The organism is Pseudomonas sp. LW8 (assembly GCF_041956865.1).
GTDB classification, from domain to species: domain Bacteria; phylum Pseudomonadota; class Gammaproteobacteria; order Pseudomonadales; family Pseudomonadaceae; genus Aquipseudomonas; species Aquipseudomonas siliginis.
The window spans coordinates 5493571-5518765 of record NZ_CP168138.1 but is presented as its reverse complement, the minus strand read 5'-3'; the positions used below and the strand labels follow the sequence as shown (position 1 = coordinate 5518765).

Annotated in this window: 26 protein-coding genes and 1 other RNA gene; 13 read left to right on the top strand and 14 right to left on the bottom strand. The window is 61.0% G+C overall.

The window, feature by feature from the left end; genetic code table 11:
- The first annotated feature begins 191 nt into the window (after positions 1-191).
- Entirely contained in the window at positions 192-2090 is a 1899-nt protein-coding gene (locus tag AB9L16_RS25045; RefSeq protein ID WP_041476911.1) for an FTR1 family protein, read from the top strand.
- A 102-nt stretch (positions 2091-2192) separates the two neighbouring features.
- A complete protein-coding gene (locus AB9L16_RS25040; protein WP_041476910.1) occupies positions 2193-2648 on the top strand; it encodes a YaiI/YqxD family protein in 456 nt (151 codons plus the stop codon).
- Positions 2649-2752: 104 nt separating this feature from the next.
- On the opposite strand, the gene elbB is transcribed toward AB9L16_RS25040, so the two are convergent.
- Positions 2753-3421, bottom strand: coding sequence for an isoprenoid biosynthesis glyoxalase ElbB (elbB, locus tag AB9L16_RS25035; protein WP_016772616.1), 669 nt, complete (start codon positions 3419-3421; stop codon positions 2753-2755).
- Positions 3422-3588: 167 nt separating this feature from the next.
- Positions 3589-4248, bottom strand: a complete 660-nt coding sequence (locus AB9L16_RS25030) for a DedA family protein (RefSeq protein WP_095181269.1) — start codon at positions 4246-4248, stop codon at positions 3589-3591.
- Between the two features lie 207 nt (positions 4249-4455).
- Between AB9L16_RS25030 and hemB the strand changes: the two genes are divergently transcribed.
- Positions 4456-5469 carry a porphobilinogen synthase gene (gene hemB, locus AB9L16_RS25025; RefSeq protein ID WP_041476908.1) on the top strand — a complete coding sequence of 338 codons (1014 nt, stop codon included), beginning with the start codon at positions 4456-4458 and terminating at the stop codon, positions 5467-5469.
- 18 nt (positions 5470-5487) lie between these two features.
- On the top strand, positions 5488-7713 hold the full coding sequence (gene ppk1 / locus AB9L16_RS25020) for a polyphosphate kinase 1 (RefSeq protein WP_016772619.1): 2226 nt from the start codon (positions 5488-5490) through the stop codon (positions 7711-7713).
- Positions 7714-7958: 245 nt separating this feature from the next.
- On the opposite strand, the gene ppx is transcribed toward ppk1, so the two are convergent.
- The 5 genes from ppx to AB9L16_RS24995 all read right to left on the bottom strand — a co-directional run bounded on the left by ppx (position 7959) and on the right by AB9L16_RS24995 (position 12532).
- Positions 7959-9461 (bottom strand): exopolyphosphatase, encoded by a 1503-nt coding sequence (ppx, locus tag AB9L16_RS25015; protein WP_041476907.1) that lies wholly within the window; start codon positions 9459-9461, stop codon positions 7959-7961.
- 224 nt (positions 9462-9685) lie between these two features.
- Positions 9686-10423 carry an amino acid ABC transporter ATP-binding protein gene (locus AB9L16_RS25010; RefSeq protein WP_150637078.1) on the bottom strand — a complete coding sequence of 246 codons (738 nt, stop codon included), beginning with the start codon at positions 10421-10423 and terminating at the stop codon, positions 9686-9688.
- The gene (locus AB9L16_RS25005; protein WP_016772621.1) at positions 10410-11060 is read right to left on the bottom strand and encodes an amino acid ABC transporter permease; all 651 of its coding nucleotides are present in this window, start codon (positions 11058-11060) and stop codon (positions 10410-10412) included. The genes AB9L16_RS25010 and AB9L16_RS25005 overlap by 14 nt, the downstream gene beginning before the upstream one ends.
- Positions 11057-11725, bottom strand: coding sequence for an amino acid ABC transporter permease (locus AB9L16_RS25000; RefSeq protein ID WP_024014752.1), 669 nt, complete (start codon positions 11723-11725; stop codon positions 11057-11059). Before AB9L16_RS25000 ends, AB9L16_RS25005 begins: the two co-directional genes overlap by 4 nt.
- Before the next feature lie 21 nt (positions 11726-11746).
- On the bottom strand, positions 11747-12532 hold the full coding sequence (locus AB9L16_RS24995) for a transporter substrate-binding domain-containing protein (RefSeq protein WP_150637076.1): 786 nt from the start codon (positions 12530-12532) through the stop codon (positions 11747-11749).
- Positions 12533-12788: 256 nt separating this feature from the next.
- Here AB9L16_RS24995 and AB9L16_RS24990 point away from each other — a divergent pair, with 256 nt between their 5' ends.
- From AB9L16_RS24990 to AB9L16_RS24965, 6 genes are all read left to right on the top strand, one after another.
- Positions 12789-13496, top strand: coding sequence for an FCD domain-containing protein (locus AB9L16_RS24990; RefSeq protein ID WP_353188463.1), 708 nt, complete (start codon positions 12789-12791; stop codon positions 13494-13496).
- Between the two features lie 120 nt (positions 13497-13616).
- Positions 13617-13946 (top strand): thioredoxin TrxA, encoded by a 330-nt coding sequence (trxA, locus tag AB9L16_RS24985; protein WP_003206727.1) that lies wholly within the window; start codon positions 13617-13619, stop codon positions 13944-13946.
- 248 nt (positions 13947-14194) lie between these two features.
- Positions 14195-15454 carry a transcription termination factor Rho gene (gene rho / locus AB9L16_RS24980; RefSeq protein ID WP_003229334.1) on the top strand — a complete coding sequence of 420 codons (1260 nt, stop codon included), beginning with the start codon at positions 14195-14197 and terminating at the stop codon, positions 15452-15454.
- Positions 15455-15693: 239 nt separating this feature from the next.
- Positions 15694-17160 carry a 4-hydroxy-3-polyprenylbenzoate decarboxylase gene (gene ubiD, locus AB9L16_RS24975; protein ID WP_039757427.1) on the top strand — a complete coding sequence of 489 codons (1467 nt, stop codon included), beginning with the start codon at positions 15694-15696 and terminating at the stop codon, positions 17158-17160.
- A complete protein-coding gene (locus AB9L16_RS24970; RefSeq protein WP_375122854.1) occupies positions 17160-18128 on the top strand; it encodes a CDP-6-deoxy-delta-3,4-glucoseen reductase in 969 nt (322 codons plus the stop codon). The genes ubiD and AB9L16_RS24970 overlap by 1 nt, the downstream gene beginning before the upstream one ends.
- 184 nt (positions 18129-18312) lie before the next feature.
- Positions 18313-18981 (top strand): gamma-glutamylcyclotransferase, encoded by a 669-nt coding sequence (locus AB9L16_RS24965; RefSeq protein ID WP_024014748.1) that lies wholly within the window; start codon positions 18313-18315, stop codon positions 18979-18981.
- Here AB9L16_RS24965 and glpT read toward each other — a convergent pair.
- Together glpT and AB9L16_RS24955 are read right to left on the bottom strand one after the other, a co-directional pair.
- The gene (gene glpT / locus AB9L16_RS24960; RefSeq protein ID WP_024014747.1) at positions 18957-20306 is read right to left on the bottom strand and encodes a glycerol-3-phosphate transporter; all 1350 of its coding nucleotides are present in this window, start codon (positions 20304-20306) and stop codon (positions 18957-18959) included. The genes AB9L16_RS24965 and glpT overlap by 25 nt on opposite strands.
- A 257-nt stretch (positions 20307-20563) precedes the next feature.
- The gene (locus AB9L16_RS24955; protein ID WP_236167745.1) at positions 20564-21541 is read right to left on the bottom strand and encodes an NADPH:quinone oxidoreductase family protein; all 978 of its coding nucleotides are present in this window, start codon (positions 21539-21541) and stop codon (positions 20564-20566) included.
- Positions 21542-21691: 150 nt separating this feature from the next.
- Between AB9L16_RS24955 and AB9L16_RS24950 the strand changes: the two genes are divergently transcribed.
- The gene (locus AB9L16_RS24950; protein WP_056791694.1) at positions 21692-22099 is read left to right on the top strand and encodes a flagellar basal body-associated protein FliL; all 408 of its coding nucleotides are present in this window, start codon (positions 21692-21694) and stop codon (positions 22097-22099) included.
- A 141-nt stretch (positions 22100-22240) separates the two neighbouring features.
- On the opposite strand, the gene AB9L16_RS24945 is transcribed toward AB9L16_RS24950, so the two are convergent.
- Positions 22241-22693: an EVE domain-containing protein gene (locus tag AB9L16_RS24945; RefSeq protein WP_375122853.1), complete on the bottom strand. Its 453-nt coding sequence runs from the start codon at positions 22691-22693 to the stop codon at positions 22241-22243.
- Between the two features lie 197 nt (positions 22694-22890).
- Here AB9L16_RS24945 and AB9L16_RS24940 point away from each other — a divergent pair, with 197 nt between their 5' ends.
- Positions 22891-23046, top strand: coding sequence for a hypothetical protein (locus AB9L16_RS24940; protein ID WP_024014743.1), 156 nt, complete (start codon positions 22891-22893; stop codon positions 23044-23046).
- 35 nt (positions 23047-23081) lie between these two features.
- On the opposite strand, the gene AB9L16_RS24935 is transcribed toward AB9L16_RS24940, so the two are convergent.
- The 4 genes from AB9L16_RS24935 to AB9L16_RS24920 all read right to left on the bottom strand — a co-directional run bounded on the left by AB9L16_RS24935 (position 23082) and on the right by AB9L16_RS24920 (position 24501).
- On the bottom strand, positions 23082-23687 hold the full coding sequence (locus AB9L16_RS24935; protein WP_056791700.1) for a 5-formyltetrahydrofolate cyclo-ligase: 606 nt from the start codon (positions 23685-23687) through the stop codon (positions 23082-23084).
- Positions 23688-23768: 81 nt separating this feature from the next.
- Positions 23769-23947: non-coding RNA, 6S RNA (ssrS, locus tag AB9L16_RS24930), on the bottom strand.
- 30 nt (positions 23948-23977) lie between these two features.
- On the bottom strand, positions 23978-24295 hold the full coding sequence (locus AB9L16_RS24925; RefSeq protein WP_016772632.1) for a cell division protein ZapA: 318 nt from the start codon (positions 24293-24295) through the stop codon (positions 23978-23980).
- Positions 24292-24501 carry a TIGR02449 family protein gene (locus AB9L16_RS24920; protein WP_007911197.1) on the bottom strand — a complete coding sequence of 70 codons (210 nt, stop codon included), beginning with the start codon at positions 24499-24501 and terminating at the stop codon, positions 24292-24294. Before AB9L16_RS24920 ends, AB9L16_RS24925 begins: the two co-directional genes overlap by 4 nt.
- Before the next feature lie 125 nt (positions 24502-24626).
- On the opposite strand from AB9L16_RS24920, the gene AB9L16_RS24915 reads away from it, so the two are divergent.
- The gene (locus AB9L16_RS24915; RefSeq protein WP_375122852.1) at positions 24627-25187 is read left to right on the top strand and encodes a YecA family protein; all 561 of its coding nucleotides are present in this window, start codon (positions 24627-24629) and stop codon (positions 25185-25187) included.
- Positions 25188-25195: the final 8 nt, after the last annotated feature.

Here is a 25195-nt window from a genome sequence, read left to right as displayed (position 1 = left end):
ATGGTGGCGAATGGCTGCGATCTTGATCGAGCGTCAATCGGCAGCGGGCAGTGCGGCAATACTCGGCGACAAACGCTGCTGCCGTCTGCCGGGTATTTCCTGCCAATCAAAGCGAAACGCCGACAAAGCTTGAGAGAAATGTCTTCGAAGTGAACAATATGTAACTTCGCATTTCCATTTGAGATTCGTTCATGACTGCCTCGTCCCGATTGCTGGCCTGGCTGCTGTTCCCGTTATTGTCCCTGAGCAGCCTGCCGCTGCTGGCCGATACCGTGGAAGGCGCGCCGCAAGCGTTGCACCTGCTCGATTACATCAGTGCCGATTACCCGCCAACGGTCGCGGCAGGCAAAGTCATCGACGATGGCGAATACCGCGAGCAGCTGGAATTCACTCAGGTTCTGCAAGGCTTGATCACTGCATTGCCGGCCAAACCGGAAAAAGCCGCGCTGGAACAGGGCGTGGAGTTTTTGCACGCCGCCATCAGTGCGAAGCAGGACGGTGCCGATGTCGCCCGTCAGGCCCGACAGCTGGGGGCGAAACTGGCGGTGGCTTATGAAGTCAGCCAGGCACCGATCATCACTCCGGACCCGACACGCGGTGCGCCGTTGTATGCGCAAAATTGCTCGGTGTGCCACGGCGACACTGGTGCTGGCGACGGCCCGGCCGGTGTCGGTCTGACCCCTGCGCCAGCCAACCTGCGCGACGCTGCGCGGATGGATCACCTGAGTCTGTACGCGATCTACAGCACCCTCGGCCAGGGCGTCGAAGGCACCGACATGCCGGCGTTCGCCGATCAGCTCGATGATCGCCAGCGCTGGGATCTGGCCACCTACATCGCCGGCTTCAGCGCCGATGCGGCGGCCGCCAAGTCCGACAAGGTCTACAACATCGCCGACCTGGCCCGCCAGACCCCGGCCGAGGTGCAGGCTGCCGAGGGCGCAGAGGTCGCGGCGACGTTCCGTGCCCAGCGCGCGCAACCGCCGCAGGTCAAGCGCGGTCCGGCGCAGTTGCTCGATTACACCGCCGCCACGCTGGACAAAAGCCTCGCGGCCTACCGCGCCGGTGAACACGATCAGGCCTATGACCTGTCGGTGGCGGCGTATCTGGAAGGCTTCGAACTGGTCGAAAGCTCGCTGGATAACGTCGATGCCAACGTGCGCAAGGACACCGAAAAATCGCTGATGGCGTATCGGCAGTCATTGCAGGATGGTCTGCCGGTCGAGCAGGCCGAACAGCGTCTGGACGCGGCCAAAGCCAAACTCAAGGAATCCGCCGGCCTGCTGGGCAGCGATGGTCTGAGCTGGTCGCTGAGCTTCATCTCCGGCCTGCTGATTCTGCTGCGCGAAGGCCTGGAAGCGATTCTGGTGCTGGCGGCGATCCTCGCCTTCCTGCGCAATACCGGTCAGCAATCGGCAGTACGCAGTGTCAACGTTGGCTGGGGTCTGGCACTGCTGGCAGGTCTGGGTACCTGGGCACTGGCGGCGTACGTCATCGACGTCAGCGGTTCGCAGCGTGAGTTGCTGGAAGGCGCCACCGCGCTGTTTGCCAGCGTCATGGTGTTGTGGCTCGGCGTGTGGATGCATGACCGCCGTCATGCGGCGGCCTGGCAGGATTACATCAAAAGCAGTCTGGTCGGCGGCGGTGGACGTTTCGGCTTTGCGATCCTGGCGTTCTTCTCGGTCTATCGCGAGTTGTTTGAAGTGATCCTGTTCTACGAAACCCTGTGGCTGCAGGCCGGGCCTGCCGGGCACAACGCGGTGCTGGCTGGCGGTGCCACGGCGCTGGTGCTGCTGGTCGGCCTGGCCTGGGTGATTCTGCGCGGCTCGGCGAAACTGCCGCTGACCTTGTTCTTTAGCATCAACGCTGCGCTGTTGTGCGCGCTGTCGGTGGTGTTTGCCGGGCATGGCGTCAAGGCCTTGCAGGAAGCCGGGATCTTCGGCACACGGCCGGTCGCGTTCTTTGAATTCGACTGGCTGGGGATCCATGCCGATGCCTATTCGCTGACCGCGCAGGTGGTGGCGATTGTGGCGATTGCTGTGCTGTATGGGCGCAGTTGGGTGGCGGAGAAGCGTCGGGTTTCGGCTGCATAAAGGCATTCGCTGCGCTCATATTCGCGAGCAGGCTCGCTCCCACAGGTTCGGTATGTATCCTGTGGGAGCGAGCCTGCTCGCGAATTTTTTGGAGGCAAGAACATGCGTGTATGGATCGATGCCGACGCCTGTCCACGGGCGGCGAAGGATCTTGTAGTGAAATTCGCCCTCAAGCGCCAGTTCGAAGTGGTGCTGGTAGCCGGGCAGCCGCAGACCAAGCCGGGGCTGGCCATCGTCAAACTGATCGTGGTGCCGAGCGGGCCGGATGCGGCGGATGATTATCTGGTCGAGCACGCCGTGCCGGGCGAGCTGGTGATCTGCAGCGATATTCCGCTGGCCGATCGGCTGGTCAAGAAGGGCGTGGCGGCACTGGATCCGCGCGGCAAGGAGTTCGATGCGCAGAACATGGGCGAGCGGCTGGCGGTGCGGAATCTGTTCACCGATCTCAGGGAGCAGGGCCAGATGAGCGGCGGCCCGGCGCCGTTTGGCGAGCGCGAGAAGCAGGCGTTTGCCAATGCGCTGGATCGGATTCTCACCCGGCTCACCCGCAAGCCCTGAAAAGATCGCAGCCTGCGGCAGCTCCTACAGGGGCGGTGTATGCCGCAATATCACGGCGCGACACGAAACCTGTAGGAGCTGCCGAAGGCTGCGATTTTTTGATTTCAAGCGTCGTTTTCGTGGGTCAGTTCGAGCACGCGGTCGACCAGTTTGTTGATCCCCGAAGCCGCTTCACTGATGGTCTGCGCCAGCATGTAAGCCGGGGTGGTGACCAGTTTGCGCGCCTTGTCTTCGACGATTTCGGTCACAGCGCACTCTTCGTGGGTGGCGCCCATTTTGTTCATGGCCGCAGCGGTGTCGGCGTCGTTGCCGATGGTGCAAGTCACCCCCGGGCCATAGATTTTCGCCGCCAGTGCCGGTGAGATGCAGATCAGCCCGACCGGTTTGCCCGCTTCGGCAAATGCTTCGGCCAGGGCCAGCACTTCAGGTTGCACGGTGCAGCCGGCGCCTTCGATGGCGAAGTTCGACAGGTTCTTTGCCGCGCCGAAACCGCCGGGCACGATCAGTGCGTCGAAATCCTCGACATCGGCGTCGCGGATATCCTTGACGTTGCCCCGGGCAATCCGCGCCGATTCCACCAGTACGTTGCGCGATTCCGGCATTTCTTCGCCGGTCAGATGGTTGATCACATGCAATTGCGCGATGTTTGGCGCGAAGCACTGCACCTGTGCGCCGCGCTGGTCGAGGCGCAGCAGGGTGATGACACTTTCCTGGATTTCGGCGCCGTCGTACACGCCACTGCCGGACAGGATCACTGCAACTTTTTTGCTCATGGGCTTCTCTCCAGATTCATGGCGCTCAATGTCCCTTAAATCGTCGCGCGTGGCCATAGGGGCATGGCTGACGCGCGCGGGAACAGAGCGCTCTCTCAATGGATCGCAACGGCGGCGGGGTGTTCATTATTTGCCTGGAATGCGCGTGGCAGACGCCAGCGAATGGCTTATTCGGCTGGCGTTTTCGGCCCGGCAGGAGGGGGCGCTTCGGCCTGGCGCAACTGCTCTGCCTCGGCGGCCTTGGCGAGCTGCTCGTCCTGATAGATTTTCTTTGCCAGTTGCGCATTCTTGAAGCGGCGCCGCAGCCACAGGCCCAGCCCGAGGATCAGCAAGGCGCCGAGCACCCACAGCTCGTACTTCTTGATGCTGCCGAGCATGCCTTCCAGCACTGCGCCGAAGTGGTAAGCCGCCGCAGCCAGTGCGGTGGCCCAGATCGCCGCGCCGATACCGTTGAGCAGCAGGTAACGTCCCGGTGGATAACCGGACAGGCCGATCGCCACCGGCATCACAGTGCGCAGGCCATAAACGAAGCGGAAGCTCAGGACCCAGATGTCCGGATGTTTGCGGATGTGCTCCAGCGCGCGGTCGCCCATCATCTGCCAGCGCGGTTTGCGCGCAAGCAATTTGCGCCCGTGCTTGCGCCCCAGGAAGTACCACAGCTGATCACCGGCATAACTGCCGAAGAACGCCACGACCACCACCAGGTTGATGTCCATGTATCCACGGAACGCAAGGAAGCCTGCGAGCACCAGAATGGTTTCGCCTTCGAAGAACGTGCCGAGAAACAAGGCAAAGTAGCCAAAGTCGTGCAGAAATTGTTGGAGCATTGTCTGGGTGCTGGCGAAATGAACGCGCAGCCTAACCCTTCGGGCACATTCATGAAAGTGTCCAAATGTGTCTCGACGTGAACATTTCCTACATCGACAATGGATTGCGGCTACCTGTCACAGAGCACACATAACTGTCATCTGTTAGTCATAATGGCCGTCTATAACTGTCACGCTCGCCCGTTTGCCCGGGCTCAGGAGTCTGCCGTGAGCTTTACCCCCGCCAATCGTCTGTTCCCAGCCACTCGTCTGCGCCGCAATCGTCGTGATGATTTTTCGCGGCGGCTGGTGCGTGAAAACGTATTGACGGTCGATGATCTGATCCTGCCAGTGTTCGTGCTCGACGGTGAAAACCGCCGCGAAGCCGTGGCCTCGATGCCGGGCGTCGAGCGACTGACCATTGATCTGCTGCTTGAAGAAGCGGCGAAATGGGTCGAGCTGGGCATTCCGGCGCTGGCGCTGTTCCCGGTCACGCCGCCTGAACTAAAATCCCTCGATGCTGCCGAAGCGTGGAATCCCGAAGGCATCGCCCAGCGCGCCACTCGCGCCCTGCGTGAGCGGTTCCCGGAGCTGGGCGTGATCACTGACGTGGCGCTGGACCCGTTCACCACCCACGGTCAGGACGGCATTCTCGACGAAGACGGCTACGTGCAGAACGACATCACCGTCGATGCGCTGGTGCGTCAGGCGTTGTCCCACGCCGAAGCCGGCGCGCAGGTCGTGGCGCCATCGGACATGATGGACGGCCGCATCCAGGCGATACGTGAGGCGCTGGAAATTGCCGGCCACGTCAACGTGCGCATCATGGCCTACTCGGCCAAGTACGCCAGCGCCTACTACGGCCCGTTCCGCGATGCCGTGGGTTCGGCGTCGAACCTCGGCAAGGCCAACAAGGCCTCTTATCAGATGGACCCGGCCAACAGCGACGAAGCGCTGCACGAAGTCGGTGCCGACTTGTCCGAAGGTGCGGACATGGTCATGGTCAAGCCGGGCATGCCCTACCTGGACATTCTTTTTCGCGTCAAAGATGCCTTCAAGGTGCCGACCTTCGTCTATCAGGTCAGTGGCGAATACGCCATGCACATGGCCGCTATCCAGAATGGCTGGTTGAGCGAAGCGGTGATCCTCGAGTCACTGACCGCCTTTAAACGTGCCGGTGCAGATGGCATCCTGACTTACTTTGCCGTTCGTGCCGCTCAATTGTTACGAGAGCAGAAATAGCCCTCCCAGGAACATTCCATGAATACCGAAGGACTCACTGAAGTTGCCGTAAAAGAAGCTCAGCCGGTGGTCGAGCAAATCACCGAAACCCCGCCGGAACTGGAGCCTGCGCCACCCGCGCCGGTTGCCGAAACCGCTGTGGCGGTGCCGGCGATCGCCATTCCCGGCCTGGATGACAGCAGCCTGTACATCCACCGCGAGCTTTCGCAATTGCAGTTCAACATCCGCGTGCTGGAACAGGCGCTGGACGAGTCCTACCCGTTGCTGGAGCGGCTGAAGTTCCTGCTGATCTTCTCCAGCAACCTCGACGAATTCTTCGAGATCCGCGTCGCCGGGCTGAAAAAGCAGATCACTTTTGCCCGCGAACAGGCCGGCGCTGACGGCTTGCAGCCGCATCAGGCGCTGGCGCGGATCAGCGAACTGGTTCACGGTCACGTTGACCGCCAGTACGCGATCCTCAACGACATCCTCCTGCCGGAGCTGGAAAAGCATCAGGTGCGCTTCATCCGTCGGCGCAACTGGACGACCAAGCTCAAGACCTGGGTCCGCCGCTATTTCCGCGACGAGATCGCGCCGATCATCACCCCGATCGGCCTCGACCCGACGCACCCGTTCCCGCTGCTGGTGAACAAGAGCCTGAACTTTATCGTCGAGCTCGAAGGCATCGACGCCTTCGGGCGCGACTCCGGTCTGGCGATCATCCCGGCGCCGCGCCTGCTGCCACGGATCATCAAGGTGCCGGAAGAAGTCGGCGGCGCCGGCGACAACTATGTGTTCCTGTCGTCGATGATCCACGCCCACGCCGATGACCTGTTCCAGGGCATGAAGGTGAAAGGCTGCTACCAGTTCCGTCTGACCCGCAACGCCGACCTGGCGCTCGATTCCGAAGACGTCGAAGACCTGGCCCGCGCTCTGCGTGGCGAGTTGTTCTCGCGGCGCTACGGTGACGCGGTGCGTCTGGAAGTCGCCGACACTTGCCCGAAACACCTCTCGGACTACCTGCTCAAGCAGTTCAACCTGAGCGAGACCGAGCTGTATCAGGTCAACGGCCCGGTCAACCTGACGCGTCTGTTCAGCATCACTGGCCTCGATAGTCATCCGGAGCTGCAATACACGCCGTTCACCCCGCAGATCCCGAAACTGCTGCAGAACAGCGAAAACATCTTCAGTGTGGTCAGCAAGCAGGACATCCTCCTGCTGCACCCGTTCGAGTCGTTCACGCCGGTGGTCGACCTGCTGCGTCAGGCCGCGAAAGACCCGCACGTGCTCGCGGTTCGCCAGACCCTGTACCGCTCCGGCGCCAACTCGGAGATCGTCGATGCGCTGGTCGACGCCGCGCGTAACGGCAAGGAAGTCACTGCGGTGATCGAGCTGCGCGCGCGCTTCGACGAAGAATCCAACCTGCAGCTGGCCAGCCGTCTGCAAGCGGCGGGCGCAGTGGTGATCTACGGCGTGGTCGGCTTCAAGACCCACGCCAAGATGATGCTGATCCTGCGTCGTGAGGCTGGCGAGATCGTCCGTTATGCGCATCTCGGTACCGGCAACTACCACGCCGGTAATGCCAAGCTCTACACCGACTACAGCCTGCTGACCTCCGACGACGCCTTGTGCGAGGACGTCGGCAAACTGTTCAGCCAGTTGATCGGCATGGGCAAGACGCTGCGCATGAAAAAGCTGCTGCATGCGCCGTTCACCCTGAAGAAGGGCATGCTCGACATGATTGCCCGCGAAACCCAGTTTGCCCTCGAAGGCAAACCGGCGCACATCATCGCCAAGTTCAACTCGCTGACCGATCCGAAGATCATCCGCGCGCTGTACAAGGCCAGCCAGTCCGGCGTGCGCATCGATCTGGTGGTGCGCGGCATGTGCTGCCTGCGTCCGGGCATCGCCGGGGTCTCGCACAACATTCATGTGCGCTCGATCATTGGCCGCTTCCTCGAGCACACGCGGGTGTTCTACTTCCTCAACGGCGGCGACGAGCAGATGTTCCTCTCCAGCGCCGACTGGATGGAGCGCAACCTCGACAAGCGCGTCGAGACCTGCTTCCCGGTGGAAGGCAAGAAACTGCTGACTCGGGTCAAGAAGGAGCTGGAGCTGTACCTGACCGACAACACCCACAGCTGGAGTTTGCAGTCGGACGGCCGCTACATCCGCAACACACCCACCGGCAACCAGAACCCGCGCAGTGCCCAGGCGACGTTGCTGGAGCGGCTGGGCAGCCCGATATTGCCTGTCAGCAGTTAAGTGCCGAAGGTCAAAAGCCCCTCACCCTAACCCTCTCCCGGAGGGAGAGGGGACTGACCGAGGTGTCTTGCGTCATACACTGACCTGAAATACCTGATCGAACTCTGGCCTCAACGCTAGTACAAATCGGCTCCCTCTCCCTCGGGAGAGGGCTGGGGTGAGGGGAGAGCTACACCGCCGCTCTCAAGCCAAACCCAATAAAAAGGCGATCCTAACGGATCGCCTTTTTTGTGCCAGCCAGTTACTCAGTGCACCGTGAGGACAATTCCAACCCGCGTCAGCCAATCCGCTTCCAGGCCGAAATCCGCCTGGGTCAGCTGATTTTCATCCAGCCAGTTCTCCGGGAATTCCACATCGAGATGGTCGCCATTGGCATGCAGCGCCACCTGCGGCATCGCCTGGGTTCCGCGAATGTGATGGAACAGAATGGCGAACCGCAGCAGCACGCACAGGCGAATCAGCTTGATTCCGTCATCGCCGAATTCGGCGAACTTGTCCTTGGGAATATTGCGCCGGTGCCCGCGCACCAATAGCGCGAGCATCTGCTGATCCTCGCGGGAGAAGCCGGCCAGATCGGAGTGCTCGATCAGGTAGGCACCGTGCTTGTGGTAGTGATAGTGAGCGATGTCGAGGCCGACTTCGTGGACTTTCGCCGCCCAGCCGAGCAGTTCGCGCCAGATGCCGTCATCCAGCTCCCAGTCCACGGCAACCTGATCGAACGCGTGCAGGGCCTTGCGCTCGACCCGCGCCGCCTGTTCCAGATCGACGTGATAGCGCTCCATCAGCGAGGTCAGGGTGCGTTCGCGCACGTCTTCGTGATGATGGCGGCCGAGCAGGTCGTAGAGCACACCTTCACGCAGCGCGCCTTCACAATGATCCATGCGTTGCAGTTCGAGGGCGTCGAAGATCGCTTCGAGAATCGCCAGGCCCGCCGGAAAGATCGCGCGGCGGTCAGGCTTGATGCCTTCGAAATCGATCTTGTCGGCGTCGCCCAGCTTGAACAGTTTGCGCTTGAGCCACGCCAGGCCTTCGGCGTTGACCTCGCCGCTGCCGTGGCCGCCAGCCTTCAGGGCCAGGCCGATGGCGCGAATCGTACCGGAGGAGCCGATGGCTTCATCCCAAGTCAGGCGATGCAGGGCGTGCTCGATGCTCATGATCTCCAGGCGCGCCGCCGTGTAAGCCTGGGCGTAGCGCGCCGGGGTGATCTTGCCGTCCTTGAAGTAGCGCTGGGTGAAACTCACGCAGCCCATTTGCAGGCTTTCGCGCAGCAACGGCTCGAAGCGCTGGCCGATGATGAATTCAGTACTGCCGCCGCCGATGTCGGCGACCAAACGTTTGCCTGGGGTGTCGGCGAGTGTGTGCGAAACGCCGAGATAGATCAGGCGCGCTTCTTCGCGGCCGGAGATGACTTCTACCGTGTGGCCGAGGATTTCTTCGGCGCGGCGGATGAATTCGCCACGATTGCGCGCTTCACGCAGGGCGTTGGTGCCGACGATGCGCACGGCGCCGAGCGGCATACCGTTGATCAGTTGGGCAAAGCGCTTGAGGCAATCGAGGCCGCGCTGCATCGATTCTTCGTTGAGCTGGCGCGCGTCGTCGATGCCGGCGGCCAGTTGCACCTTCTCGCCGAGGCGCTCGAGGATGCGGATTTCGCCGTTCTGGGCCTTGGCCACGACCATGTGAAAGCTGTTGGAGCCCAGGTCGATTGCGGCGATCAGGGACAGATTCTTGGCTTGGGATTGCGGCATGGTCAGGGGGTCTCGGTCGATAACCCCGACATCGTGCCACGATCAAACGCTGGCGCCAACGCGCATGGCTCAAACCGCCGGAGCGCGCACCCCGAACCTGATCGTTCCCACGCTCCGCGTGGGAATGCCTCACCGGACGCTCTGCGTCCGCTTTTGGGACGCGGAGCGTCCCTGGCTGCATTCCCACGCGGAGCGTGGGAACGATCAACAGGACAGAGGGCCTTTCAGGCTGTCGCTTCCACCGTGCCAATAAAGTTCGCCAGCTCGACCGTCTGCGGATTGGCAAACAACACCTTCGGATCGCCCACCTCATGCACCTTGCCATGGTGCATGAACACCAGTTTGTCGCCCACCTCTCGGGCAAAGCGCATCTCGTGGGTGACCATGATCAGCGTCATGCCTTCCTTGGCCAATTGCCGCACCACGCTGAGCACTTCATTGACCAGCTCAGGGTCCAGCGCCGAGGTGATTTCATCGCACAGCAGCACCTTCGGCGACATCGCCAAAGCCCGGGCGATCGCCACCCGTTGCTGCTGACCACCGGACAAACGGTCCGGGAAGGCACCGAATTTCTCCCCGAGCCCGACTCGCTCGAGCATTTCGCGCGCCAGTTCGGCTGCCTTGGCCTTGGGTACTTTCTGCACCACTTGCGGCGCGAGCATGACGTTTTCGCCGACGGTCAGGTGCGGGAACAGGTTGAACTGCTGGAAGACCATGCCGACCTTCTGTCGCAGGCTGCGCAGATCAGCGCGGGCGGCGTCGAGGTATTCGCCGTCGACTTCGATCACGCCATCGTTGATCGATTCCAGGCCGTTGAGCGTGCGCAACAGGGTCGATTTGCCCGAGCCGCTGCGGCCGATGATCGCCACGACCTGGCCTTCCTCGACGCTGAGATCGATGCCTTTGAGTACGTGGTGATCGCCGTAGTATTTATGCAGGGCGGAAATTCTAAGCAGAGGCATGCAGTCTCCTTTCCAGGTAGCGCGCACTGAGGGACAAGGGGTAGCAGAGCAGGAAGTAGCCGAGGGCGACGAGGCCGTAGACCATGAACGGTTCGAACGTGGCATTGGCGAGCATGCCGCCGGTCTTGGTCAGTTCGGTGAAGCCGATGATCGAGGTCACCGCTGTGCCTTTGACCACTTGCACCGAGAAGCCCACGGTCGGCGCCACGGCGATGCGCAGCGCTTGCGGCAGGATCACGTAGCGCAACTGCTCAAGCGGATTGAGCGCCAGGCTCGACGAGGCTTCCCACTGACCGTGGGGAATGGCCTCGACGCAACCGCGCCAGATCTCCGCCAGATAGGCGCTGGTGAACAAGGTCAAAGCGATCGCCGCGGCCATCCACGGCGAAATCTCGATGCCGGCCAGCGCCACGCCGAAGAACACCAGAAACAGTTGCATCAACAGTGGCGTGCCCTGAAACAGCTCGATCCAGGTGCGGGCGATGCTGCTTGGCAGCGTGTTCTTGGAGATGCGCATCACCAGAATCAGCAGGCCGACGAGGCCGCCGCCAATGAACGCCACCAGTGACAGCGCCAGGGTCCATTGCAGGCCGGTGAGCAGGTTGCGCAGGATGTCCCAGAAAGTGAAATCGCTCATTGGCTGCTCCTCGCAATGAACCGACGCCCGAACCAGTTGAGCAACTGGCGGATCAGCAGCGCCATGCACAGATAGATCAGGGTGGTCAGCGCATAGGTTTCAAAGGCGCGGAAGTTGCGCGACTGAATGAAGTTGGCGGCGAAGCTCAATTCTTCCGTGGCGATCTGCGAACACACCGCCGAACCGAGCATGACGATGATGATCTGGCTGCTCAGCGCCGGCCAGACCTTGCCCAGCGCGGGCAGCAGGACGACGTGGCGGAACGCTTCGAAGCGCGTCATCGCCAGTGCCGCAGCCGCTTCCAGTTGCCCGCGCGGAATCGCCTGGATGCCGGCGCGGATGATCTCGGTCGAATAGGCGCCAAGGTTGATCACCATCGCCAGCACTGCCGCCTGCCACTCGGAAATCTGCACGCCGAGCGACGGCAGGCCGAAGAAGATGAAGAACAGTTGCACCAGAAACGGCGTGTTGCGGATCAACTCGACGTAGACGCCGAAGATCGCTGAGAACGGGCGGATCTGCCACGCTCGCACCAGCGCGCCGACAATGCCCACGCCGACCCCGAGCAGCGCGCCGATGGCGGTCAGCTCCAGCGTGAACAGTGCGCCGCGCAGCAGCAGGTCGGTGTTTTCCACCACCGGCATAAAATCGAACTGATAAGCCATGAACGTCTCCCGCGCAGTCGATCAGAGATCGGCCGGCAGCGGCTCTTTCAGCCAGGTCTGCGAGTTCTTTTCCAGTGCGCCGTCAGCCTTGGCGGTGTTGAGGATGTCGTTGACCTTGGCCAGCAACGCCGCTTCGTTCTTGTTCACGCCCACGTAGACCGGGGAATCCTTGAGCTTCACCTTCAGCGCCGGCACGCGCTTGGGGTTCTTCTCGCTGATGGCCACCATCACCACGTTGCCGCTGGCAATCAGATCGACCTGGCCTGCCAGATAAGCAGCGATGGTCGAGTTGTTGTCTTCGAAACGTTTGATGGTCACGCCTTCGGGGGCGACTTTGCTCAGCTCGATGTCTTCGATGGCGCCCCGGGTGACGCTGATGGTCTTGCCCTTGAGGTCGTCGAGGCTGGTGATCGCGGCGTCTGGCGGACCGAACACGGCGAGGTAGAACGGCGCATAGGCGCGGGAGAAGTCGATGACTTTCTCACGCTCGGAGTTTTTGCCGAGGCTGGAAATCACCAGATCGACTTTGCCGGTGGTGAGGAACGGGATGCGGTTGGTGCTGTTGACCGGGGTCAGTTCAAGTTTGACCTTGAGTTGGTCAGCGAGCAGCTTCGCCGTGTCGATATCCAGGCCGCGCGGCTTCATGTCCGGGCCGACCGAGCCGAACGGCGGGAAGTCCTGGGGCACGGCAACTTTCAGCGTGCCGCGTTTGACCACGTCGTCCAGACCGTCGGCGTGAGCGGGGGCCTGGCACAGCAGCAGGCCGGCAAACAGGGAAGCGAGGAGGGCGCTGTAACGCTGGGTCATGGACAATCTCCGGATCGGCGGGAAGTGGTTGCTGCGATCGGACAGAGCATGGGCCGTGCCAACAGGCGGATTTCGCCCCGGCAGGCCGCGGCATCAGCGGCTTGGTTCGGTCTTACTGGTCTGAACAGTCAACTCGGTTTTCGCACTGCGATGGCGCATCGGCAGTTCGCGCCGAACCCCGCTGGGGCACGACTTGCCGGACTTGGCGAATAGCTTTACAACTAGCCGCACCTTGGCCCTGACGCGTCCGCACATCATGAATTCGATCTCCCGCGCCGTACCCGAAGTGGCGCTGCAAGCGATCCGCAAACTGATCACCGAACAGGGCTTCGGTGCCGGCGACGCGTTGCCTTCGCAACGGGATCTGGCGCTGCAACTGGGCGTCAGTCGGGCATCGTTGCGTGAAGCGCTGTCGTCGCTCAGTACACTGGGCGTGGTCAGCATTCAGCCGGGCAAGGGCGTGTTCGTGCAGTCGCCGGTCGAATTGTCGCGCGGCGACAACGCGCCAGGCTGGTCGTTTGCGGCGCAGGCATCGCCGCTGGATATCTTTCAATTGCGCTATGCGCTCGAAGGGTTTGCAGCAGGGCTGGCGGCGGTGACGTTGAGCACGTTCGATCTGGATGCGCTGGAAGACAACGTTGCGGCCATGCGCGAGCAATTGAAGTTCGGCGACTTTGAGGCGGCGGCGAAACTCGACTTCGAATTCCACCGGCGCATCCTTCTCGCCAGCGGCAATCAGGCGATGCTGAGCATCCTCACCGCCAGCGCCGAGATCTTTCTCGAGAGCCAGAAACTGCCGTTCATCCGCGCCGAGCGCGCCATGGAAACCTGGCAGGAACACCGCAAGATCCTCCGCGCACTGGCGCGCCGCGCCTCGGCGGCGGCGCAGAAAGCCATGCAGGAACACGTGCGCAACGCCGCCCTGCGCACTGGAATCGCCTTCATCGCTCCCGCCACGGCGTGACTTGAGCTATACCCAAACTCATCAAGGGCCATAGCAACACTCAATCATCTGCGGCTTCCTGAACAAGGGAAGGGCGGCTATGATGGGCCACGTTTTTTTGCTTACAACCTGGAGAATTCCATGAGCAGCGATCTGATCAAACACGTTAGCGACGCTAGTTTCGAAGCCGACGTACTCAAGGCCGAAGGCGCTGTCCTGGTCGACTACTGGGCTGAATGGTGCGGCCCTTGCAAAATGATCGCACCGGTTCTGGACGAGATTGCCGAGACTTACAAAGGCAAGCTGACCGTCGCCAAACTGAACATCGACGAAAACCAGGAAACCCCGGCCAAGCATGGCGTGCGTGGTATCCCGACGCTGATGCTGTTCAAGAACGGCAACGTTGAAGCGACCAAGGTCGGCGCACTGTCGAAGTCGCAGCTGGCGGCTTTCCTCGACGCCAACATCTGAGCGTCGCAGTAAAACGCTGAAAAAAAGCCCCGCAAATCGCGGGGCTTTTTGCATATTCAGGGCTAGACGCTCCGAAACTCAGGTGGTACATTCGGCCCCGCACTGGTTTCTCCAATGCCCCCTGCTAGCCGTCGCCGACGCATTCCTTTTCGAATTAGTTCGCGATCCTGTCGCCTTCTCCGCGGCGCGGCCTCATTAAGCCAAAAGCTTAATTTCCCCCCCTCCATAAATGATTACGTCATTCCTATATGAATCTGACTGAACTCAAGCAAAAGCCGATTACCGAACTGCTCGAATTGGCCGAACAGATGGGCATAGAAAATATGGCCCGTTCGCGCAAGCAGGACGTGATTTTCTCCCTGCTGAAAAAGCACGCGAAAAGCGGCGAGGAAATCTCCGGTGATGGCGTGCTGGAGATTCTCCAGGACGGCTTCGGCTTCCTGCGCTCCGCAGACGCTTCCTACCTCGCCGGCCCTGACGACATCTACGTCTCGCCGAGCCAGATCCGCCGCTTCAACTTGCGCACCGGTGACACCATCGTTGGCAAGATCCGGCCTCCGAAGGAAGGCGAGCGGTACTTCGCCCTGCTCAAGGTCGACACGATCAACTTCGATCGTCCGGAGAACGCGAAAAACAAGATTCTCTTCGAGAACCTGACGCCGCTGTTCCCGACGGTGCGCATGAAGATGGAAGCCGGCAACGGTTCCACCGAAGACCTCACCGGTCGCGTGATCGACCTGTGTGCACCGATCGGCAAAGGCCAGCGTGGTCTGATCGTCGCACCGCCGAAAGCCGGTAAAACGATCATGCTGCAGAACATCGCAGCGAACATCGCCCGTAACAATCCTGAAGTTCACCTGATCGTGCTGTTGATCGACGAGCGTCCGGAAGAAGTGACCGAAATGCAGCGCACCGTGCGCGGCGAAGTGGTTGCCTCGACCTTCGACGAGCCGCCGACCCGTCACGTGCAGGTTGCTGAAATGGTGATCGAGAAGGCCAAGCGTCTGGTCGAACACAAGAAAGACGTGGTGATCCTGCTCGACTCCATCACCCGTCTGGCCCGTGCCTACAACACCGTGATCCCGAGCTCCGGCAAGGTATTGACCGGTGGTGTCGATGCCCACGCCCTGGAGAAGCCGAAGCGTTTCTTCGGTGCCGCGCGTAACATCGAAGAAGGCGGCTCGCTGACCATTATCGCCACCGCGCTGGTTGAAACCGGCTCGAAGATGGACGAAGTGATCTACGAAGAGTTCAAGGGTACCGGCAACATGGAACTGCCTCTGGATCGCAAGATCGCCGAGAAGCGTGTGTTCCCGGCCATCAACATCAACCGCTCCGGCACCCGCCGCGAAGAGTTGCTGACCGCCGACGACGAACTGCAGCGCATGTGGATTCTGCGCAAGCTGCTGCACCCGATGGACGAAGTCGCCGCCATCGAGTTCCTGGTCGACAAGCTGAAAACGACCAAGACCAACGACGAGTTCTTCTTGTCGATGAAACGCAAGTAATACGCTGGCGTTTCAACAAAGGACGCTCCCGCGAGGGGGCGTTTTTTTTTGCCCCGAAAAATCTCGCGCCCATCACGGATATCTGTTGATGGGCCGATTTTGCGGCGTCGGCAGCGCACTCCCGAGTTGGAGGCCTGCGCCTTCGCCGCAGCGCGGGGGCCACAATCGAGCAATGACGGGCTGCTGTTTGCCCCTCAGAGCAGGTAGGATGTACGCCTATTTTGAGGGTGCCATCGTCAATGAAATTCAAGGATCTTCGGGATTTCGTGCAGCAGCTTGAGCAGCGCGGAGAGTTGAAACGCATCCAGATTCCCGTCTCGCCGGTGCTGGAGATGACTGAGGTGTGCGATCGCACGTTGCGGGCCAAAGGCCCGGCACTGCTGTTCGAGAAGCCTACCGGTTACGACATTCCGGTGCTCGGCAACCTGTTCGGCACCCCCGAGCGCGTGGCCATGGGCATGGGCGCCGAGTCGGTCAGCGAGCTGCGCGAAATCGGCAAGCTGCTGGCCTTCCTCAAGGAGCCGGAGCCGCCGAAGGGCTTGAAGGACGCGTGGTCGAAACTGCCGATCTTCCGCAAGATCATTTCGATGGCGCCGAAAGTCGTCAAAGACGCGGTGTGCCAGGAAGTGGTCATCGAAGGCGACGATGTCGATCTGGCGATGTTGCCGGTGCAGACCTGCTGGCCCGGCGACGTCGGTCCGCTGATCACTTGGGGCCTGACGGTCACCAAAGGCCCGAACAAGGAACGCCAGAACCTCGGTATCTACCGCCAGCAAGTGATCGGCCGCAACAAGGTGATCATGCGCTGGCTCAGCCATCGTGGCGGCGCTCTCGACTTCCGCGAGTGGTGCGAGAAGCACCCGGGCCAGCCGTTCCCGGTGTCCGTAGCCCTTGGCGCCGATCCGGCAACGATTCTCGGTGCCGTGACGCCAGTGCCGGACAGCCTTTCCGAATATGCTTTCGCAGGGCTCTTGCGCGGCAACCGTACCGAACTGGTCAAGTGCCGTGGCAACGATCTGCAAGTGCCGGCCACCGCCGAAATCATCCTTGAAGGCGTGATTCATCCGGGCGAAATGGCCGACGAAGGCCCGTATGGCGACCACACCGGTTACTACAACGAAGTCGACAGCTTCCCGGTGTTCACCGTCGAGCGCATCACCCACCGGATCAAGCCGATCTATCACAGCACCTACACCGGGCGGCCGCCGGATGAGCCGGCGATTCTCGGCGTGGCGCTGAACGAAGTGTTCGTACCGATTCTGCAGAAGCAGTTCCCGGAGATCACCGACTTCTACCTGCCGCCGGAAGGCTGCTCGTACCGCATGGCCGTGGTGACGATGAAGAAGTCGTATCCGGGGCATGCCAAGCGCGTGATGCTCGGCGTCTGGTCGTTTTTGCGACAGTTCATGTACACCAAGTTCGTTATCGTCACTGACGACGATATCAACGCCCGCGACTGGAACGACGTGATCTGGGCCATCACCACGCGCATGGACCCCAAGCGCGACACGGTGATGATCGACAACACGCCGATCGACTACCTCGACTTCGCTTCGCCGATTTCCGGCCTGGGCTCGAAAATGGGCCTGGATGCCACCCACAAGTGGCCGGGCGAAACCACCCGCGAATGGGGCCGCGTGATCGTCAAGGACGACGCCGTCACCCAACGGATCGATGCCATCTGGAATCAGTTAGGAATAGATTGATGCGTGTAACCCTGCAGCCTTCCGGAGCAGTGCTCGAGATACAGCCCGGTGAGCGGATTCTCGACGGCGCGCGGCGTCTGGGCTATGACTGCCCGCAAAGCTGTCGCAACGGCAATTGCCACGTGTGTGCAGCGCTGCTGGTGGAGGGCCGCGTCGAGCAGGCCGGCAAAGTCCACGACCATGGCGAGTTCTACACCTGCATCGCCGCACCGCTGGAAGACTGCGTGCTGTTGTGGGATGGCGTGCTCGCACTTGGTGAATTGCCGGTGCGCAGCCTGTCGTGTCAGGTCATCGAGTGCCGCGAGGTCGGCGGCGATACCTGGCGCGTGCGTCTGCGGGCACCGGCGGGCAAGCCGCCGCGCTATCACGCCGGGCAATATTTGATGATCGAGCGTGAGAACGGTGAGAAGTCGGCGTTCTCCATGGCTTCGGCACCCCACGGCGGGCGTGATCTGGAAATCCATGTGCTGGCGCGCGAAACCAGTGCGTTGAGCCTGATCGAGCAGCTGCGACGCAACCCGATGGTGCGTGTCGAGCTGCCCTTTGGCGACACCCATCTTGCGGAGCTGCCCGACGGTCCGCTGGTGTTGATCGCCGCCGGCACCGGCATGGGCCAGATTCACAGTCTGATCGAACATTGCCGCGCCGAAGGCTTCAAGCATCCAGTGCATCTGTATTGGGGCGTACGCCGCCCGGAAGATTTTTATCAGATCGAGCACTGGGACGAATGGCTGAAGCTGCCAAATCTGTTCCTGCACAAAGTGGTCAGCGACCAGTGCGGCTGGGAAGGGCGCTGCGGGATGTTGCACGAAGCGGTTTGCGAGGATTTCCCCGATCTGAAGCCGCTGCACGTCTACGCCAGCGGTTCGCCAGCGATGGTTTACGGCACCTTGGATGCGCTGGTCGAGGCGGGGATGGATGCGCATCAGATGCGCGCTGATGTGTTCGCCTATGCGCCGCGCTCTTGAGACTTATAACTTGGTATATAGCCGATCGGTATTTACCTTAAACAGTAAATATCGCTAGGTTATATATGAATCAGGCAATTAATCAGTGGCACTTAATTTGCCTTAAAACATATGTGCCTTATTGTTACAACGGTGCGTTCTATTAAGTAATTCTTCACCCGCGGGGAGCTGAACGCTATTCGCCATGAGCGCCATTGAAAACGCAATTCTGAACCTGGCTTACCCTCCGCGGCTCGATCTTGGGCCGCAGCTGACGCACGAACAACTTCTCGCTTCCATGCAATCGACCATGGCACGCCACAAGGGCGGGCCGGTGTGGCTGTTCGCCTATGGCTCGCTGATCTGGCGGCCGGAATGCACGGCGGTTGAGCGCATGCGCGGTCGCGTGCATGGCTATCATCGCGGCTTGTACCTGTGGTCCCACGAGCATCGGGGTACACCGGAAATGCCCGGTCTGGTGTTCGGTCTGGATCGTGGCGGTTCATGCAGTGGCTTTGCCTACCGCTTGCCGGAAGACAATCTCGATACCGCGCTGTATGCGCTGTGGAAACGCGAGATGCCGTTTCCCTCGTATCGCCCGCACTGGCTCAATTGCCGGCTCGAAGATGGCACTCAGGTGCAGGCTTTGGGATTCGTTCTGGAGCGCCACCTGCCGAGCTACGCCGGCAACTTGCCGGATCATGTGCTCAGCCAGGTGTTCGCCAGCGCCAGCGGGCGTTACGGCACCACTCGCGATTATGTCGAGCAGACCGCGCACGCCCTGCGCAGCCACGCCATGCCGGATCGAAATCTGGAGGCGCGGCTCAAGCGCTGTAAATCACACAGCGATCAGGCGACCGCTTCACGGCTCTGACTGGCGACTTGCTTGTGCCACAGCGTTGGCGCAAGGAAGGCCATCGCCAGCAGGCAAGCGCCGACCAGCAGCACGAAACCGCCATCCCAGCCGAAGTGGTCAACGGTGTAGCCCATCGCCGCACTGGCCGCGACCGAACCCCCCAGATAACCGAACAGACCGGTGAAGCCCGCTGCGGTACCGGCGGCTTTCTTCGGCGCCAGTTCCAGCGCTTGCAGGCCGATCAGCATCACCGGGCCGTAGATCAGGAAGCCGATCGACAGCAGGGCGATCATGTCGACCATCGGATTGCCGGCCGGATTCAGCCAGTACACCAGGGTCGCAACAGTCACCAGGGCCATGAACACCATGCCGGTCAGACCACGGTTGCCACGGAAGATCTTGTCTGACATCCAGCCGCACAGCAGCGTGCCCGGGATGCCTGCCCACTCGTAGAAGAAATAGGCCCATGAGGTTTTATCCACGGTGAAGCCCTTGGCTTCCTTCAGGTACGTCGGCGCCCAGTCCAGCACGCCGTAGCGCAGCAAGTAGACGAAGACGTTGGCCAGAGCGATGTACCAGAGCATTTTGTTGCGCAGCACGTATTTGACGAAGATTTCCTTGGCGCTGAATTCGTCTTCGTGGCTGGCGTCGTAGCCTTCCGGGTAGTCGTTCTTGTACTGCTCGATCGGCGGCAGGCCGACCGATTGCGGGGTGTCACGCATGGTGATGAAGGCGAATACTGCTACGCCAAGTGCGACTGCTGCCGGGACGTAAAACGCCGCGTGCCAGTCATTGAACAGACCCATGCCGATCAGGAACAGCGGGCCGATCAGACCGCCGCCGACGTTATGCGCCACGTTCCACACCGACACCACGCCACCGCGTTCCTTCTGCGACCACCAGTGCACCATGGTCCGCCCGCTCGGCGGCCAGCCCATGCCCTGCGCCCAGCCGTTGATGAACAGGAGGATGAACATCATCGTCACGCTGGACGTTGCCCACGGCGCGAAACCGAAAATGAACATCACCCCGGCCGAGACCAGCAGACCGAACGGCAGGAAGAAGCGCGGGTTGGAACGGTCGGACACCAGGCCCATGAGGAACTTCGACAAACCATACGCAATGGCGATCGCCGACATCGCCAGGCCGAGGTCGCCACGGCTGTAGCCTTCATCGATCAGGTACGGCATGGCCAGGGAGAAGTTCTTGCGCAGCAGGTAGTAACCGGCGTAGCCGATAAAGATACCGGCGAAGATCTGCCAGCGCAGGCGGCGGTAGGTGCTGTCTATTTTTTCTTCAGGCAATGGAGCCTGATGTGCGGCAGGACGAAAGAAAGCAAACATTCAAGAGCTCCAGTTTTCTTGTTTTGACTGCGGATGCGAATGTTACAGTTTCGTTACCGAAAATAGCATCGCTTCACGTCGGCAAAACAGCGGAAATTTGGGCAGATGAGCGTTCCTTTATGAACATGTCGCTCTGAGATAAGAAGGCGGCGCTGAGGGGATGGTGGCTCGGGTGGGTTTCTGCGGTTTGACGTATGGAAGAGGCAGACCTCAACACTAAAGCGATCCGGATGGTTGCTCCGGATCGCTCCATGTTGTTAACGAACCTGAACGACAACCTTGCCCACAGCCTTGCGCTGGCCGAGATCATCGATTGCCTGCGCGGCATTGTTCAGCGGATATACCTGCGATACCAGCGGTTTCAGCTTGCCCTCGGCAAACCAGGCGAACAGCTGCTGAAAGTTGGCTGCGTTGTCCTGGGGCTGGCGTTGGGCAAAAGAACCCCAGAATACGCCGAGCACCGCCGCGCCTTTGAGCAGGGCGAGGTTGACCGGCAGTTCGGGGATGCGTCCGCTGGCGAAGCCGACCACCAGCAGGCGGCCGTTCCAGGCGATGGCGCGGATGGCCTGGTCGAACAGGTCGCCGCCGACCGGGTCGTAGATCACGTCGGCGCCCTGGCCGTCGGTGAGGCGTTTGATCTCGTCCTTGAGGCTGGCTTCGCTGTAATTGATCAGCTCATCGGCGCCGGCAGCCTTGGCCACCGCGAGTTTCTCGGCGCTGCTGGCGGCGGCGATCACGCGGGCACCCATGGCTTTGCCGATCTCCACGGCGGCGAGGCCGACGCCGCCCGACGCGCCGAGCACCAGCAGGGTTTCGCCCGGTTGCAGGTTGGCGCGTTGCTTGAGCGCGTGCATCGAGGTGCCGTAGGTCATGCTGAATGCAGCGGCGATGTTGAAATCCATCGACGGCGGAATCGGCAGGACGTTGTAGCCCGGCACCGCCACCTGCTCGGCAAAACTGCCCCAGCCAGTCAGGGCCATGACCCGGTCGCCGACTTTCAGATGGCTGACCTTTTCCCCGACTTCACGCACCACGCCCGCCGCTTCACCGCCCGGCGAAAACGGGAAGGGCGGTTTGAACTGGTACTTGCCCTCGATGATCAGCGTGTCCGGGAAATTGACTCCGGCAGCGTGCACGTCCAGCAGGATTTCATTCTTCTTCGCGACAGGACTGGCGACGTCTTCCAGCACCAGCGATTCGGCAGGGCCGAAGGCTTTGCACAGCACGGCTTTCATCAGGGCTATTCCTTTGGGAGTGATGGCCGATAAGTGTAGGTGTGTGAATCAACGGGTCAACGAGCATGCCCGGCCCTGATAGTCAGCCATAAGCTTGTGCTTGCGCGGCGGGTCGTTATGCTAGGCCGCAAACCGGATAAGGAGCGAATTGTGAAAGCGTGGATCATGTTATTGCTGGCCCTGTCTCTGCCTGTGGCAGCACTGGCCGAAGAAGCCAAAGAAGGCGAGGCGCCGAAGGTCAATTACATCACCCTGAGCCCGCCGTTCGTCGGCAACTATGGCCTGGACGGCACCGCCAAGCTCAAGGTCTACAAAGCCGATGTGGCATTGCGTGTGACTGGTGAGGAGGCGACCAAACTGGTCAAGGCCAACGAGCCGCTGATCCGCAATCAGCTGGTGGCGTTGTTCACTCAGCAGTCGACCGAGGCGATGGGCAGCATCGAGGGCAAGGAAAAGCTGCGTCAGGAAGCGTTGAAGCAGACCCAGCAGGTCATGAATGACGAGACCGGCAAGCCTGTTGTTGAGGATCTGTTGTTCAACAACCTGATCATTCAGTAAGTCATTCGCTGTCCGGGCAGGCCCCTTCGCGAGCAGGCTCGCTCCCACAGGGTTATTCGGTGAATGCAAAAATGTGCATCACCACCAATCCACTGTGGGAGCGAGCCTGCTCGCGAAAGCTATTTATCAGGCAAAAATGAATCAGGGTTTGAGCGCGATAACTGCCGCCCACTGCTCCGTCGTCACCGGCATCACCGACAACCGCGAGCCCTTCTGCACCAGTGGCATTTCTGCCAGCGCCGTCTGCTGCTTCAGATAATCGAGCTTCAACACCCGCGCAAACGTCTCGACATGCTCGACATCGATCGCGCTCCAGGCATTTTTCTCCGGCGTAGCTTTCGGATCGAAGTAGTGACTGTCTGGCTCCAGCGCCGTCGGATCGGGATACGCTGCTTCGATAATTTTGCCAATCCCGGCAATCCCCGGCTCCGGGCAGCTGGAATGGTAGAAAAAGAACTCGTCACCGACCGCCATCGCCCGCAGGAAATTGCGCGCCTGATAGTTGCGAACCCCGTCCCAGCGCGTCTTGCCGAGCTTTTCCAGGCCCTTGATCGAGAGTTCGTCGGGCTCTGATTTCATCAGCCAGTAGGCCATGTCGTGTGCTCCTGAAGCGGTCATTGGGCAGGTTGTCGGGCAATTTTATGACAAACCGACAGTCGGTTGACGTCAGCGTTTGCGCACAGGTTCACGTTGCCGCAAAATGCCGGCCTTTAAAGCTTGACGCTGCTGCACGGCCTACGAACGGAAACCGCTGCTGTCATCGTGATGATGTGCCTTGAGGGGGGCAATCGATGAAACGCAAACCGGATTTGCTATGGACTTTGGTAATTTTGTTTGGCCTGGGCGTGGTAACCACCGGTTACGCGCAGAGCCTGTGGGCGAACAAGACCGACGCGCCGATTGAAGTGGCGCAACAGGTGCAACAGTCGACCGCTTTCAAACGCTGAACCTGTCTCTTCGACGCCGCTGTTCCATGCGGCGTCTACTCTGCGAAATACCACGCCTTGTCGGTGACCGTGCCTTGTAACGGGACATCCCAGCTCGCCTGCGCCAAACGCTCGACCTTCTGACACTCATGGGCCAGGCCCAGCAGCGTCGGCTTGCGCCAGTTCTTGCGCCGGGCCAGATAGGCGAGGCTGCGATCATAAAATCCGCCGCCCATGCCCAGGCGCCCGCCGACATCGTCAAACCCTACCAGCGGCAACAGCACCAGATCCAGCGCCCAGACCTTGCGTTGCCGAGCCAGATTGACCCGGGGCTCGAGGATGCGGAAACGATTGGGGATCAGCTTTTCGCCGGGGCGGATGCGCTGGAAGACCATTTTCGTTCGTGGCCACGCGCTGAGTACCGGCAGATAAGTTGCCTTGCCGCGACGCTGGGCTTCGCGCAGCAGCAGGCGCGGATCGATTTCACCGTCGGTGGGCAAATACAGAGAGATATGTTTTGCCCGGCGAAAGTGCGGGTCCTGGGCCAATTGGCGGAACAGGCCTTTGGCAGCCTGGCGTTGTTCGCCTGGCGTCAGTGCGCGGCGCGCCTTGCGCAGCAGGCGGCGGAGTTGCGGGCGGGGCAGCAGCGCGGGTTCGGTCATGGTTCGGCTTCGGCAGGTGGATGCAAAAACGTACGCATAAAAAATCCGATGTCGGCATACACCGACATCGGATTTCGAATCAGGCTCCCCGGATGAACCGCTGTCAACTCAGCCCTTGAACCCGAAAGTTCAAGGTGGAAGAAGCAGTAGACTTTAAGGCTTTCCGTCTAGCGGACATGCACACCAGCCCAACGTGCAACTTCCAGGGTAGTGCGAATCGGCTCCGGGACATCGTCAACTGGCAAGCACCCCAGGGAGTGCCGCGAGTATACCTCAAGCTGCCAGGCGAATCAGCCCTTGGCGGTGTTCTGATCGTCGGCCAGGACCAGATCGACACGATCGAGCAAGTCGCGTACCTGTTCGCGGGTCGAACCGCTGGCCTGGATGTCCGGGCGCTCTTCTTTGTGCAACAGGTCGTGGGTGATGTTCAGCGCGGCCATCACGGCAATGCGGTCGGCACCGATGACTTTGCCGCTGCTGCGGATCTCGCGCATCTTGCCGTCCAGGTAGCGGGCGGCACTGACCAGATTGCTGCGTTCTTCCGGCGGGCAGATGATCGAATACTCTTTGTCGAGGATCTGCACGGTAACGCTATTGCTTGAACTCATGAGTCTTGCTCCAGGGCCTTGAGGCGCGAAATCATCGATTCGACCTTACGCCGGGCGATTTCGTTTTTTTCAATGAGGTGAGCGCGTTCCTCGCGCCAGGTTTTTTCCTGAGCTAGTAAGAGTGCGTTTTGACTCTTAAGTTGCTCGACTCGGCCAATCAGCAGTTCGAGTCTGGCCATCAGCGCTTGCAGGTCGGTGTCTTCCATTGGGTCCACGTGTTCGTCTGATGGGTGGTGACTGGCGGACAGCCTTTAATGGTCTTGGCGGGGCTGTCGATGTAGGATACAAGGCCTTCATTCTAGACATAGCGCCGTCTGGCGCCTAGCTGCCCATGACCATTGCGAATTCCCCGTACCAAGCCTTTGCCACCCTGCTGACTGCCAGCGGCCACAACGTCTCGCCTGCCGAACTGCACGGCGTGCTGCTCGGGCGCAGTTGCGCCGGGGCCGGCTTCGATCACGAAGGCTGGCTGATCGACGCCGCCGAACTGCTCGAAGGCGACATCCAGGACAACGTCAGCAACGCTCTGATCGGCCTGCAGGAGATGGTCAAAGGCGAGCTGACCGGCGACGACGTCACTGTCGTGCTGCTGCTGCCGACCGACGATGCACCGCTGGCCGACCGCGCTGCTGCGCTGGGCGAGTGGTGCCAGGGCTTCCTCAGCGGTTTCGGCCTGAACTGCCGCGACAGCAGCATGCTCAGCACCGAAGCCACCGAAGTGCTGCAGGATCTGGCGGCCATTTCCCAGGTGCAGGATGCGCTGGAAGAATCCGAAGACGGCGAAACCGACTACATGGAAGTCATGGAATACCTGCGCGTCGCGCCGCTGCTGCTGTTCTCGGAAACCAAAAAAGCCGATGTGCCGCCAGCCGCCAAGCCGTCGCTGCATTAATCGCGTGC

What these genes read in the sequence shown, in the direction of transcription:
- AB9L16_RS25045 (WP_041476911.1), top strand. Translation starts at nt 192, where the DNA reads ATGACTGCCTCGTCCCGATTGCTGGCCTGGCTGCTGTTCCCGTTATTG.
- AB9L16_RS25040 (WP_041476910.1), top strand. Translation starts at nt 2,193, where the DNA reads ATGCGTGTATGGATCGATGCCGACGCCTGTCCACGGGCGGCGAAGGAT.
- elbB (WP_016772616.1), bottom strand. Translation starts at nt 3,421, where the DNA reads ATGAGCAAAAAAGTTGCAGTGATCCTGTCCGGCAGTGGCGTGTACGAC.
- AB9L16_RS25030 (WP_095181269.1), bottom strand. Translation starts at nt 4,248, where the DNA reads ATGCTCCAACAATTTCTGCACGACTTTGGCTACTTTGCCTTGTTTCTC.
- ppk1 (WP_016772619.1), top strand. Translation starts at nt 5,488, where the DNA reads ATGAATACCGAAGGACTCACTGAAGTTGCCGTAAAAGAAGCTCAGCCG.
- ppx (WP_041476907.1), bottom strand. Translation starts at nt 9,461, where the DNA reads ATGCCGCAATCCCAAGCCAAGAATCTGTCCCTGATCGCCGCAATCGAC.
- AB9L16_RS25010 (WP_150637078.1), bottom strand. Translation starts at nt 10,423, where the DNA reads ATGCCTCTGCTTAGAATTTCCGCCCTGCATAAATACTACGGCGATCAC.
- AB9L16_RS25005 (WP_016772621.1), bottom strand. Translation starts at nt 11,060, where the DNA reads ATGAGCGATTTCACTTTCTGGGACATCCTGCGCAACCTGCTCACCGGC.
- AB9L16_RS25000 (WP_024014752.1), bottom strand. Translation starts at nt 11,725, where the DNA reads ATGGCTTATCAGTTCGATTTTATGCCGGTGGTGGAAAACACCGACCTG.
- AB9L16_RS24995 (WP_150637076.1), bottom strand. Translation starts at nt 12,532, where the DNA reads ATGACCCAGCGTTACAGCGCCCTCCTCGCTTCCCTGTTTGCCGGCCTG.
- AB9L16_RS24990 (WP_353188463.1), top strand. Translation starts at nt 12,789, where the DNA reads ATGAATTCGATCTCCCGCGCCGTACCCGAAGTGGCGCTGCAAGCGATC.
- trxA (WP_003206727.1), top strand. Translation starts at nt 13,617, where the DNA reads ATGAGCAGCGATCTGATCAAACACGTTAGCGACGCTAGTTTCGAAGCC.
- rho (WP_003229334.1), top strand. Translation starts at nt 14,195, where the DNA reads ATGAATCTGACTGAACTCAAGCAAAAGCCGATTACCGAACTGCTCGAA.
- ubiD (WP_039757427.1), top strand. Translation starts at nt 15,694, where the DNA reads ATGAAATTCAAGGATCTTCGGGATTTCGTGCAGCAGCTTGAGCAGCGC.
- AB9L16_RS24970 (WP_375122854.1), top strand. Translation starts at nt 17,160, where the DNA reads ATGCGTGTAACCCTGCAGCCTTCCGGAGCAGTGCTCGAGATACAGCCC.
- AB9L16_RS24965 (WP_024014748.1), top strand. Translation starts at nt 18,313, where the DNA reads ATGAGCGCCATTGAAAACGCAATTCTGAACCTGGCTTACCCTCCGCGG.
- glpT (WP_024014747.1), bottom strand. Translation starts at nt 20,306, where the DNA reads ATGTTTGCTTTCTTTCGTCCTGCCGCACATCAGGCTCCATTGCCTGAA.
- AB9L16_RS24955 (WP_236167745.1), bottom strand. Translation starts at nt 21,541, where the DNA reads ATGAAAGCCGTGCTGTGCAAAGCCTTCGGCCCTGCCGAATCGCTGGTG.
- AB9L16_RS24945 (WP_375122853.1), bottom strand. Translation starts at nt 22,693, where the DNA reads ATGGCCTACTGGCTGATGAAATCAGAGCCCGACGAACTCTCGATCAAG.
- AB9L16_RS24940 (WP_024014743.1), top strand. Translation starts at nt 22,891, where the DNA reads ATGAAACGCAAACCGGATTTGCTATGGACTTTGGTAATTTTGTTTGGC.
- AB9L16_RS24935 (WP_056791700.1), bottom strand. Translation starts at nt 23,687, where the DNA reads ATGACCGAACCCGCGCTGCTGCCCCGCCCGCAACTCCGCCGCCTGCTG.
- AB9L16_RS24925 (WP_016772632.1), bottom strand. Translation starts at nt 24,295, where the DNA reads ATGAGTTCAAGCAATAGCGTTACCGTGCAGATCCTCGACAAAGAGTAT.
- AB9L16_RS24920 (WP_007911197.1), bottom strand. Translation starts at nt 24,501, where the DNA reads ATGGAAGACACCGACCTGCAAGCGCTGATGGCCAGACTCGAACTGCTG.
- AB9L16_RS24915 (WP_375122852.1), top strand. Translation starts at nt 24,627, where the DNA reads ATGACCATTGCGAATTCCCCGTACCAAGCCTTTGCCACCCTGCTGACT.